General features: G+C 41.1%; 12 protein-coding genes. 6 read left to right on the top strand and 6 right to left on the bottom strand.

What is annotated here, in order from left to right; genetic code table 11:
- Positions 1-62 precede the first annotated feature (62 nt).
- On the top strand, positions 63-926 hold the full coding sequence (locus ACLI08_RS01840) for a sugar phosphate isomerase/epimerase family protein (protein WP_411426750.1): 864 nt from the start codon (positions 63-65) through the stop codon (positions 924-926).
- 45 nt (positions 927-971) lie between these two features.
- Here the strand turns inward: ACLI08_RS01840 and ACLI08_RS01845 are convergent, their stop codons facing one another.
- A complete protein-coding gene (locus ACLI08_RS01845) occupies positions 972-2,681 on the bottom strand; it encodes a DUF6029 family protein (protein WP_411426751.1) in 1,710 nt (569 codons plus the stop codon).
- Entirely contained in the window at positions 2,681-3,157 is a 477-nt protein-coding gene (locus ACLI08_RS01850) for a TlpA family protein disulfide reductase (RefSeq protein ID WP_411426752.1), read from the bottom strand. The genes ACLI08_RS01845 and ACLI08_RS01850 overlap by 1 nt, the downstream gene beginning before the upstream one ends.
- A gap of 284 nt (positions 3,158-3,441) precedes the next feature.
- On the opposite strand from ACLI08_RS01850, the gene ACLI08_RS01855 reads away from it, so the two are divergent.
- From ACLI08_RS01855 to ACLI08_RS01865, 3 genes are all read left to right on the top strand, one after another.
- Positions 3,442-4,971 (top strand): redoxin family protein, encoded by a 1,530-nt coding sequence (locus ACLI08_RS01855; RefSeq protein WP_411426753.1) that lies wholly within the window; start codon positions 3,442-3,444, stop codon positions 4,969-4,971.
- A gap of 97 nt (positions 4,972-5,068) precedes the next feature.
- A complete protein-coding gene (locus tag ACLI08_RS01860) occupies positions 5,069-5,824 on the top strand; it encodes a T9SS type A sorting domain-containing protein (RefSeq protein WP_411426754.1) in 756 nt (251 codons plus the stop codon).
- 42 nt (positions 5,825-5,866) lie between these two features.
- The gene (locus ACLI08_RS01865; RefSeq protein WP_411426755.1) at positions 5,867-6,922 is read left to right on the top strand and encodes an Omp28-related outer membrane protein; all 1,056 of its coding nucleotides are present in this window, start codon (positions 5,867-5,869) and stop codon (positions 6,920-6,922) included.
- A 79-nt stretch (positions 6,923-7,001) separates the two neighbouring features.
- On the opposite strand, the gene ACLI08_RS01870 is transcribed toward ACLI08_RS01865, so the two are convergent.
- From ACLI08_RS01870 to ACLI08_RS01880, 3 genes are all read right to left on the bottom strand, one after another.
- Positions 7,002-7,721: a hypothetical protein gene (locus ACLI08_RS01870; protein ID WP_411426756.1), complete on the bottom strand. Its 720-nt coding sequence runs from the start codon at positions 7,719-7,721 to the stop codon at positions 7,002-7,004.
- A 151-nt stretch (positions 7,722-7,872) separates the two neighbouring features.
- Positions 7,873-9,003 (bottom strand): DegT/DnrJ/EryC1/StrS family aminotransferase, encoded by a 1,131-nt coding sequence (locus tag ACLI08_RS01875; RefSeq protein ID WP_411426757.1) that lies wholly within the window; start codon positions 9,001-9,003, stop codon positions 7,873-7,875.
- Positions 9,004-9,230: 227 nt separating this feature from the next.
- Positions 9,231-9,659, bottom strand: coding sequence for a hypothetical protein (locus ACLI08_RS01880; protein WP_411426758.1), 429 nt, complete (start codon positions 9,657-9,659; stop codon positions 9,231-9,233).
- Positions 9,660-9,905: 246 nt separating this feature from the next.
- On the opposite strand from ACLI08_RS01880, the gene ACLI08_RS01885 reads away from it, so the two are divergent.
- Together ACLI08_RS01885 and ACLI08_RS01890 are read left to right on the top strand one after the other, a co-directional pair.
- Positions 9,906-11,147: a 3-deoxy-D-manno-octulosonic acid transferase gene (locus ACLI08_RS01885; RefSeq protein WP_411426759.1), complete on the top strand. Its 1,242-nt coding sequence runs from the start codon at positions 9,906-9,908 to the stop codon at positions 11,145-11,147.
- Positions 11,131-11,580 (top strand): GNAT family N-acetyltransferase, encoded by a 450-nt coding sequence (locus tag ACLI08_RS01890; RefSeq protein ID WP_411426760.1) that lies wholly within the window; start codon positions 11,131-11,133, stop codon positions 11,578-11,580. The genes ACLI08_RS01885 and ACLI08_RS01890 overlap by 17 nt, the downstream gene beginning before the upstream one ends.
- Here the strand turns inward: ACLI08_RS01890 and ACLI08_RS01895 are convergent, their stop codons facing one another.
- On the bottom strand, positions 11,581-11,955 hold the full coding sequence (locus ACLI08_RS01895) for a hypothetical protein (RefSeq protein WP_411426761.1): 375 nt from the start codon (positions 11,953-11,955) through the stop codon (positions 11,581-11,583).
- Between the last annotated feature and the right edge of the window lies 1 nt (position 11,956).

Below are 11,956 nucleotides of genomic sequence, written 5' to 3' on the forward strand. Positions count from 1 at the left end.
AACACACTTATAGTCACTTTAACCGTTATTATAACATTTTAAAAAAATGTACTTTAGTAGCTATGGATAACGCAGATAAGGATATTAAAATATCGCTGGCACAATGGTCATTACACCATGCTATACAATCAGGTACTATGGACAAGCTTGATTTTGCCAAAAAAGCCGGGCAACTGGGATTTGAAGCTGTAGAATACGTGTCGCGATTTTATACACAGGAAGCAAAAAGCGCGCAGTCTTTTGCGCAAATAGTAAAAGAAATAAATCAGCGAAGCAACGATGCAGGGATAAAAAACCTGTTGATTATGATTGATGGAGAAGGGAATCTTGCATCGGACATCGCACGAGAACGTATTGAAGCAATAAACAACCACCTAAAATGGTTGGAAGCAGCAGCCGAACTTGGCTGCCACAGTATACGGGTAAACCTTACCGGCGGAGATGAAACCAAACAGGAAAAGTGGATTAATGCCTCCACGTCATCACTGATAGCTTTATCAGATTTGGCAAAAGCCTATGATCTGAACGTTATTGTAGAAAACCACGGCGGCATAAGCAGCAACGGTGGCGTACTGGCACGGGTGATGAAAAACGTTAACCTACCAAACGTAGGCACTTTACCTGATTTGGGTAACTTTTGCATCAGGCGGCAAGATGGCTTAAAATGGCCCAGCCCATGCGTGGAAGCATACGATCGCTACCAAGGCGTTACTGAGATGATGCCCTGGGCAAAAGGCATTAGTGCAAAAACCTACGATTTTAACGAGCACGGCCTTGAAACCACCATAGACTACACTAAGATGATAGCGATTATTAAAAACAGTGGCTACAACGGCTATATAGGGATAGAATATGAAGGGCAACGCCTTAGTGAAGAGGAAGGCATAATAAAGACCAAAATAATGCTGGAAAATTTACTAACATAAAAAAACCGGCAGTTGCCGGTTTTTTTATGTTAGTAAGCACAATGCTTAAAACGCTGTGCTGATTTGTAAAGATATACCTGTACTTTCGGGCACATAACGGCATACACCACCCACACATACCAAACCCCCACGCTGACGGCCGTAGTTAGCCGCAATACGCGTAGCACCTATGCGGTACGCGCCACCTACGTTGTAGTAATGGATGCGCTTGTTAGGGTCGTCGTTACCGTAGTTATAAATATCCCATACGTAGAAGGAGTATTTATCGTCCAGGTTAAGCTCGGCGGTAGCACCTGCCCAGTTCTTTTTATCGGCATCGGCCCACATATGCTCACCCTCTAAACGGATAGACCTTTTAGGGGTAAAGTTGTAGGTAGCTTCGGCAGTTACAATATTTGTATTTACCTTATCGCCGCCTTCTATCCAGGCCTTATTGTAAAATTGCCTCATATAATACAAAGCCGTGTGCCAGCTTTCGCTAAACTGCTTGCGTATCTCAAAGTTGTAATCGCTAAAGTATTTATCACCTACGCCTAAAAAGCGGGTTTCATAAGATGCAGGGTTGAGCCTGTATGTACCCGGAAGGTTGTACCAGCTGCTTAGGTTTACTGCCAGCTTGGTACCGTACTTACCCCCAAACGCAGTTTCTTTGGCAAAATCATAAAACACATCAAGCTGTCCGCCGGTTTCCCCGGCTTTCATAATACCCGTAGTAATAAAGTCTACCTTACTTTGTGCCTGGTATACATAAATGTTTGCCAGGTTGCTGTGGTGCTGCTTAGTAAGTGCAGGGGTAAAATTCAGCACCCTGTCGTTATAGTTAAGGCTCGATGAATTGGCATCGTATACGGCAGGCTCACGCTCACTAAGAAATTTGAAGTTTTCGGTACGGCGCAGCGTAGCATCTATACCAAGGCCTTCTTTAGAATATCCCATGTTAAGGGTTACGGCATTACCCGGCTTAACCAGGTAAGGGTCTATCTCGTTTTGAAGGTTAAGCACACCGTCTTTTTCTTTGTAATCAGCTTCTCCGTTTATGTAAAACGAATTGTGTATAAACCCAAAGCGTGCGCCATAAGCATTGGTAAGGGCATTAAATGGAGCAGGCTCGGCAAGTGCTTCGTAACGGCCAATATAGCTGGCGCCAAAAGAAAGGTCGGATACCTGAAATTTAAACAGGTTGTTCAGGCTAAAGTCAGCATCAAATCCGTAAATATCGCCTTTAGAAACATTAAATCCTGTACGCTGACGTCCGTAAAGGGCAGTAAGCTTAATATCATCAGTAGGCCTGTAAATAACACGTCCTCCACGCAGGGCCGTATTTATACCCAATGCGCGGTCTTCCCAAGCACGGAACAGCATACCGTTACCAAACTGCTCGTAGAAGTACCCGCCGGTAAGTTCCAGTTTACTAAACTTATAAGTAGCATACCATATGCCTACGTTAGTACCTTTAAAACCCGGATTGTAATTCAGCAGGGCATTTGGTTCATACGCTTCACCCTGTATACCGGCCGTAAAGCCTTTATACTGATAGTTTAGCAACAAGTAATTGTTTGAGCGTATGGGCTTACCGTTTATGGGCGCAGCCTTTTGGTTTACACCTGTACCCTTATCGTTAAGATACCACTGCGAATTGCTTTCAAATCCGCCATATAAACGCCCGTAATCTTTTTTTGCCACTGTATCTGTCTCCTGAGCGTAGCCATAAGTCAGCGCAAAAAGAGGCAGCAACCATAGTATTTTTTTTCTCATTACAGTTGTTTCAATTTTTCAAAAAGTTCGTTTTCGGCACCCTGGCTGTAACCGTTGTGTATGTAAACTACCTTTTTATTTTTAACTACAATAGTATACGGTACGTTAGCTATACCCAGTGCCCTTTTCAGGTCCTGGTTGCTGTCCAGCAATACTTTATAAGGCCAGTTTTTACCATTTAGTAATGGTTTTACCCTTTTTTGGGTGCGGGCATCGTCTATAGAAATGGCCACTACTTCCATATTAACTTCCTTGCTCCATTCGGCATAATGCTCTTTTATAGCATCAAGCTCATTAATACACGGAACACACCATGTTGCCCAAAACGAAAACACATATATTTTATCTTTTTCGGCAAAGTCGTCCTTAATGTTTAGGGTTTTGTTATCAACCGATTTTATACTTACCCCCGGCATTTCTTTCTGGGCAAAAGCAATGGAGGAAACGAACAGTAAGAGTAGTGCAAACTTTTTCATAAATGTCTTTGATTTTTAAGTGCAAACTTGTTGGTGCGCAATATTAAAAAAAAATTAAAGAATGGCGGAATTATTGAGGGAAAATCAAAACCTATGGAGTAGGTAGATTTATAAAAAACACAAAAAAGACTAATAAAATGTATTTTTAAAACACTTTTAAGCACAATTAGATAATAATACCTTTAACAAAAAAGATTTTTACTGGTTTTTTTTCAAGTAACATTTTTTTTACATAATTTTCGCCTGCTATTTTTACTTTTCAGATTAACATAACAAAACTATTAATGAAAAAAACTTTACTCTCATTACTATTATTAGGCGGCCTTTCGGCAAATGCACAGCTTGCAAGCGGCAGTACAGCGCCTGATTTCACCGCTACAGACATTAACGGTGTAGAACACAGCCTTTATGCTGATTACCTTAACCAGGGTAAAACAGTAATTATTGATATTTCTGCTACTTGGTGTGGCCCATGCTGGAGATATCACGGAACACATGCCCTTGCTGACTTCTATGAAACGTACGGGCCAAACGGCTCTAACGAAGTGGTGGTGCTTTTTATTGAGGGCGACCCAGGCACTTCTGTACAAAGCCTTTATGGAACCAATACATCTTCTGACACAAGCACAACGCAGGGTAACTGGACTAACCATTCTCCTTACCCTATCATTGATGACGGAACAGGTGCTATATCTAACGCGTATGCCATCCAATATTTCCCTACGGTATATATGATATGCCCTAACGGTAATGTCACAGAACTTACGAACAATGCAAATCCGCCAACAGCACCTATACTAAAGTCTAAGATTACTGCCAGTTGCCAAACGCTGACAGGAGCTGTAAACAAAGCGCGTTTTGACGCCGTTACCACACCTATTTGTCAACAAAATGGTGTAGTAGTGGCTCCGCTTAAAAACCTTGGTACAAACAAGATACTTTCTGCAACGGCTGTCCTTAAAGAAAACGGGAACGTAATTGCTACTAAAAACTACACCAGCACCACCGGTGTAAGCCTTTACAACACTACAAACCTTACATTCCCGGCTACTAACTTTACAGACGGCGTACATACTATTGAACTTACTGAAATTAATGGCTTAACCACCCTACCACACCCTGAGACAGCCACACAAGATGTGGATATCATATTAAACAACGATACTCAGGTAGGCAACAACCTTACAGTAGAGATATACACCGATTTTTATCCTGCTGAGGCTTCATGGGAAATTAGAAATAACAGCACTAATGCCCTTGTAGCAAGCGGAGGACCTTACACAGCAGGAACCGAAGACACATTTGGCGGTGGTGGCCCAGATGCCAATACTACCATTACATCTACAGTAACACTTCCTGATACCGATGACTGTTACAAAGTAATACTTAAAGACTCTAACGGAGACGGATGGTATTTCCAGACATCAAATTCTTATGATCCAAACGCGTTCCGTGGAATTAAAATACTAAATGGAGACAATGTGGTGTATGAGAAAAACGTTAACCTTGCCGCTTTCTCTACAGCCAATTTCGCTGCAGCGTTAAGAACTGTTTCTGTTTCAGATGCATTCCAGCCGGGTGCAAATAAGGCATTCTCGGTATATCCTAATCCTACAAACGGTATATTAAACATACAGAGCACCGAAAACGTAACAATTACGGTTACTGATATGGCCGGTAAAACTGTATTTGCAGCTAAAGACATACAAAACGGCGGCACCATTAATCTTGGCAGCCTACAAAAAGGCATTTACATCGCTACAATGAAAGGCGAAAGTGGTGCTCAAAATTCTGAAAAAATTGTTATCAACTAACAATAACCACTATGCAATTCTGAAAACGCTACCGGGATATTTATACACCCGGTAGCATTTTCGTTTTAATACAATAATAAAAATACACTATTAAACCATGAAAAAAATAGCACTTATAGCCACTCTACTGCTAGGAATTTTAACCTCTACTGCTCAGCAAATTGCTGTAACAACCAGGGGTGATGTAGTTTTACCAGATGGTTATACTTTTACCACAAATAGTTTAAATTCGCCTACCGGCACACAACCTACACCAAACAAACTTCGCTTTAAAGTAACTAACCTTACACAGGAAGACATGATTGTAGGGATAAAGGTGATAAGCATGAGTAATAACGTAGACGGCTCTAATTTACAGTTATGCTACGGCGTGTGTTTACTAAACATACAACCGGGTAACATTATAACAGATGGCTCTGTACTGGCAGCAGGCGCTACTTCTACATCAGACGACGACCACTTTATTAACATGAACCCCGGTACTGACGGTCAACCTGTAAATTACCAACTGGCATTTGTAAAGCTTACCAGTAACGAGGATGGCGATTTAACGGTGCAGGAAACGCTACAAACCATTAACTACACCTACTCGGCTACCGCAGGCACAGAGACAGCAGTACTAAAACAGATGGGTGTAGATATTAAAAATACTGTTGTAAAAAACACGGTAACAATACAAACGGTAAACCCTGCAAACGTAACATTTTACAACATTAACGGCGCCATAGTAAAAAGCCTGCCACTTAATGCCGGAATAAACAATGTAGACACAACCTCATTTGCAAACGGTGTATATACAGCTACGTTTACATCGGGCTCAAAAACGGCTTCTGCAAGAATTATAAAAAACTAACTGCCTGTTATAAGCAGCACAAGCCTTTATTAATAAATACCTATGAAAAGAATTTTATCGCTACTGTGCTTAACAGCGTTAATTATATGGGGATGTTCCCGCGATTACGAAATTTTACAGTCGTATGATTCTGTAATCCTAACGGCAGATAAATCGTACACGCTGGTAAACAATACCATTACATTTTCTGTAAAGGACAATAATGGAACAGACCACACGGCTGAGGCTACATTTTACGTAGACGGTACTAAAATCAGTGGCAACACACTTACTTCGGCCAACGTACAGCAGTATAATGTTACAGCATCATTAGGCCCTATGACGTCTGAGCCTATAACGGTAAGCTTTGGCAGCACTGCGGAGTTAAACTTTAAAAAGCGTGTACTTATAGAAGATTATACCGGTACATGGTGTGGCTATTGTACGCGTGTAGCATGGGCTATTGAACTTGTAAAAGGACAAACAGAAAATGTAGTGCCGGTAGCCATACACAGGCCAAGCAGCAACCCTTCTAACGCACAATACGACCCATATAACTATGATGCCAGTGCTATAGAAAACACCCTGAGCGCCATAGGTTACCCTAAAGGATACCTAAACAGGCGCACACGCTGGACATCGCCGGAGCCAAATAACCTGGCGCAGGTTATTAACCTTACACAAGGCGATAATCCCAAGCTGGGGCTTGCCATGAAACCTACTGTACAAAATGGTAAAATTAACCTTGATGTTAACGTTATGTTCAGCAAGGACTTTACTGCGAGCGGGCTTAAACTTGTGGTATACGTACTTGAAAATGGTTTGCTATACCCTCAACACAACTACACCGAATATTATAACGGTGTTTCGGTTATAGAAGACTGGGTACACAACCACGTGCTACGTTCTTGCCTTACAGACATTACCGGCGAAACCGTGCCGTCTGAAAAAACTACGCTGAATAACGTTTATACAAGAAGTTTCAGCGTAAATGTGCCCGATAACGTTACCAATGTGTCAAACATGGAATTTGTAGCATTCATAATCAACGAAAACGGGCGTGCTGTTAACGTACGTAGTGCCCATGCCGGCGAAAACCAGGAATTTGAAATAGAATAAGTATAACTTATTTTCCAAATAACAAAAGCCCGCTGTTTAATTACAAGCGGGCTTTTTTATGTAAAGCATTGCAAGAGTATTAATGGTTGTAATATGGGCTGTCCCAAATATAGGCATTAAAGTTTTTGCCTTTCCAAAAGCAATAGTACAATGCCACTCCGCAAAAAGCCTTGAATCCAAACAGAAACGTAAGCAGCACAAACAATTCGTGGTTTGTGCCAAAGAAAAACCACTTATCTAATATTAAAGTGAACAATGCGGTACAGCAAACTAAAAACACCAACAGGCTTCCCATGTCGCGCATGGGCCTAACCATTAATTTCCTGAAAGGATTTAAATCGTTACCCCATTTGTGTATAAGATAGTAATAATCGTCTGCAATAGGCGCAAACAATAAGGGGTCGTCGTAATTCTTTAAATGAAAGTGGCTGGAAGGCGCCATAATCATAAAACCCGATAGTGCAATGTTATGATCTTGCTCTAAATGTTTTATGCGTGTAAGTGCTTCCTCCGGTATGGTATTTTTATAAAGCTCAGTGCTTAAAAACCGCAGCCGATAGTCTATGCATACCGCTCTTATTTGGTTAAGATGAAAAATACGCGACGGCTCAAGTTTATTTACATTAAACAGGTTTTCAATGCCATTACCCCCCATCGCTAACCTCTCTTTTATATCCGTGCGTTGTTCTGCATCTTTTTCGAGTAACAGGTGCACTTGCTGCATTACATCTTCTTCCGTAACCGATTTATTTCTTTCAGAAAGCAACGCTTCAGTAAGATCTTTGTTATCCCACAACATACTCTACATTATTTCATTAAACACCACTAAATTAACCAATTAAAGCCGCTTTAAAAAACAACAATTGTTAAATTTGATATACAAAAACAGTACCGGCAGCAACAAAAAAAGCAGCCCTTACAGAGCTGCTTCTAAATTATATTTGCTTTGTTTATTTTAAAAACTCAAGGATAGCCCCGGTTATAAAAGCTATCTGCTCATCATCTAGTTCTGTATGCATTGGTAGCGCCAGCACTTCGTTTACTAACTGGTTTGTTACCGGGAAATCCGCTTCATTATAGCGGGTATCAGCATATGCCTTTTGGCTGTGCAGCGGTATTGGATAATAAATAGCACATGGTATGCCCTTATCCAGCAGGTGCTGCATAAGTGCATTACGGTCGGCATTCAGTATCCTGATTACGTATTGGTGAAACACGTGGCTGTCTTGGTCACCTACAACTACAGGAGTAACTACGTTAGGATGATTAGCCAATGCAGCGCTATATTTGGCAGCAGCCTCACGGCGCGCCTTATTATAGGCATCAAGGTGTGGTAACTTGGCATTAAGCACCGCTGCCTGAATGCTGTCTAAACGGCTGTTTACACCTACCACATCATGGTGGTAACGCACGTACATGCCGTGGTTTACTATACCCCGAAGCGAATGTGCAAGAGCGTCATCATTAGTAAAAATAGCACCACCATCGCCATAGCAGCCCAGGTTTTTACTCGGGAAAAATGATGTAGAAGCCACATGTCCTATACCTCCGGTTTTCTTCTTGCTGCCATCGGCAAACTTGTAATTAGAGCCTATACCCTGAGCGTTATCTTCAATAACGTAAAGGTTATGCTCTTCTGCGATTTCTAAAATGGCATCCATATTAGCTGCCTGCCCAAAAAGGTGTACCGGCACTATGGCTTTAGTACGAGGTGTTATGGCCTTTTTAATAGCATCTACAGAGATGTTAAATGTATCTACATCTACATCTACTAACACAGGTGTAAGCTGTAGTAATGCTATAACCTCTACGGTAGCTGCAAAGGTAAAATCGGCTGTTATAACCTCATCACCCGGCTGAAGCCCAAGGCCCATCATGGCTATTTGCAGTGCATCGGTACCGTTAGCACACGGAATAACATGTTTTACGCCAAGGTAATCTTCAAGATTTTTTTGAAATGATTGTACCTGAGGGCCGTTAATGTAAGTGGTAGTATCTAGCACTTCCTGTATAGAAGCGTTTACGGTATCTTTTATATGGTCGTACTGTGATTTCAGGTCAACCATCTGTATTTTTTTCATAATAACTTTGCCCTGAAAAACGGGCCGTTGTATTAAGTTAATAAATCGGCACAAAAATAACTAACTTCCCCGACTTATAATCATGAAAAAAATCAGTTTTTTTATTCTGAAATGGGTACTAATAAAAATGACGGAGACGCTGCTCCGGTTTTATTAGCCTTTGCAGCGCTTCCGCCAAATTTTACTGGTTTTAAAACACAGTGGGGGCTGTGCTTTTATTTATTATTTTAAACGACAGGACAGAGGGCCTCGTAGCCCCGGTTTATAAAATATTTTAATATTTTTCGCACTATCCCTTTTAGCACCATCCCACCGGGAATAACCCCAATAAGAAAATTCAGAATAGCATCTATAATATCCTCTGCTGCTGAGGCTGCATTTAGCACTTTACATAAATATCTACGGAGACGCTGCCAAATATTCCCACCGGTAAATGCTGCAGAAAAACTGCTCTCTCTTGCAGTATTAACTTCGGTAGCCGACATTAATAAACTGTTTGAGGACAATGCTGCTGCTGCCCTATAGTTTTCTCCCAGTTCTTCAGCTATTTCTCCCTCAGTTACTAACGCTTCCGTTTCGTAAGTCTCTTTAACATCTCGTTTTTCTTCTTCAAATACTTCGTTGTCAAGAAAATCAAATGAACCCTGTAAACTCATGGTTTTGTTGTTTTTTCTGCCTACTCTTTGTTACCGTTTTCGGCGTACCGGCTTATTAACGTTCGATTGGAATTCCGGTTTCGAAATTCCTTTAATTCAACATCATATCCAAAATATTGTCGTGAACAGCCCTATAAACGTCGCCAGATGTACCGCTACGCAAACAGCTAATACTCATTCAAGCAGTTATGAAAGCAACTGAACGCAACAGGCAAAAAATAAAAATCATATTTTTGCAAAAAAAACATGCGCCTACTGTACAGCCTGCTAATAAATACTGTTATGCCCATGCTGCATATAGTAGCTTTATTTAATAAAAAAATGAAGCTTTTTGTACAGGGCCGCACAAGCGTATTTTCTACGTTGCAGGAAAAAATAACACCTGCCGATAAAGTAATTTGGTTTCATGCGGCATCTTTAGGGGAATACGAACAGGGACTTCCTGTAATGGAAAAAATGCGGATGCTGTACCCCTCGCACAAAATACTGGTTACATTTTTTTCTCCTTCGGGTTATGAAATACGAAAAAACACTAGCGCTGCAGATGTGGTAGTATACTTACCGATGGATACTTTAAAAAACGCAAAAAAGTTTTTAAAACTGGCTCACCCTGATATTGCATTTTTTATTAAGTACGAGTTTTGGCCTAACTATCTTTTTGAACTAAAAAAAGCAAATGTACCTACTTACCTGATTTCAGGGCTCTTCAGGCCAAACCAGGTATTCTTTAAATGGTATGGCAGTTTATATCGCAAGGCGTTTAAGTCATTCAACCATTTTTTTGTGCAGTATGAAAGTTCTAAACAACTTATTTCATCCATAGGATTTAATAATGTAACCGTTAGCGGCGATACCCGTTACGACAGGGTAAGCCGTATACTGGAACAGGACAATCATTTACCGTTTATAGAAGATTTTACTAATGGTAAAACTACAGTAATCTTTGGTAGTTCATGGCCTAAAGACGAGGAAATGTTTATGGGCTTTATTAACAAACAGCCCGACACCAAATTTATCATTGCTCCCCATACCTTTGGTGAAAGTCACATGGAAAGCCTGAGGCAAAACATTACAAAACCTATTGTATTCTTTACCGAAAAAGAGGGCAAAAATCTTAAAGATTATGATGTACTGGTAATAGACACCATAGGATTGTTAACTAAAATATACAGCTATGCTGATGTGGCGTATGTGGGTGGTGGTTTCGGCACATCGGGCCTGCACAATATTTTAGAACCTGCCGCTTATGGAGTTCCGGTTGTAATAGGCCCTAATCATAAAAAATTCCCGGAAGCTAAACAGCTTACAGATGCGGGCGGATGTATTGTAGTACATAACCAAACAGAGACCGAAGCTGTACTAAGCCGCTTAACAACCGAAGAAAACTACAGGAATACAACAGGCAGAAATGCAGGTGACTTTGTACAACGCAACCGCGGCGCGGTATACACCATTCTAAAACACATACAGCATGAACATAGCCTTTAAACCTTTTGAAACTGCTGATGCGCCCGCAGTAATAACCATGATGGAGCAATTTTACGCCATAGATGGCTACCCTATAGATGCAGCAGTAAGCATGGGGCTGTTTATGGAGTTTACAGAAAACGAAAGCCTGGGCAAAGGATGGACAATCACCGCCGATGGTGTGACGGTAGGCTACGTTATTCTTACGTTTGTATTTAGTTTTGAATATGCGGGCCGTATTGCTTTTTTGGATGAATTATTCATAAGCGAGTCTATGCGGGGTAAAGGCCTTGCAAAAGAAGCACTCGAATTTATTAAAACGCAAACCGATTTACTTTCGATAAAAATTATTTACCTGGAAATAGAACCTCACAACGAAAGTGCCCGTAAACTGTATTTATCTAAAGGATTTAAAAATCATAAAAGGGGCTTAATGCGCTACACCGCAAAATAATTACACCTCCTGCGGCACAAAATGGCTTTCTGCACCATCTTCCAGCACTATATAGATACGTTCCCAGCGCTCGCCTTTTATAAGTTCCCAGGTATGACCGGTTCCTTCTGTATCTTCGGCTAATAGCACCGTACCGGGTTCTATAATAAAGGTTTCGCCATTGGTAACCTTAAAGCGCAGTGTACCACTTAAAGTAACCACGTACTGCCTGCGCGGTGCCGGGTGCGCTACCTTTTGATACTCCTCTACATACGTTTGTGCAAAAAAACCTTTGGCAGATACAAAAACCGTATTGGCTATATACCCGTGCTGAAATGTACAGCCCCCGTCTGGCGTATTTACCAAACGGACAGCTTTTATAAGAACATCACTCATC

The sequence above is a fragment of the Flavobacterium sp. RNTU_13 genome (assembly GCF_046614455.1).
GTDB lineage: Bacteria > Bacteroidota > Bacteroidia > Flavobacteriales > Flavobacteriaceae > Flavobacterium.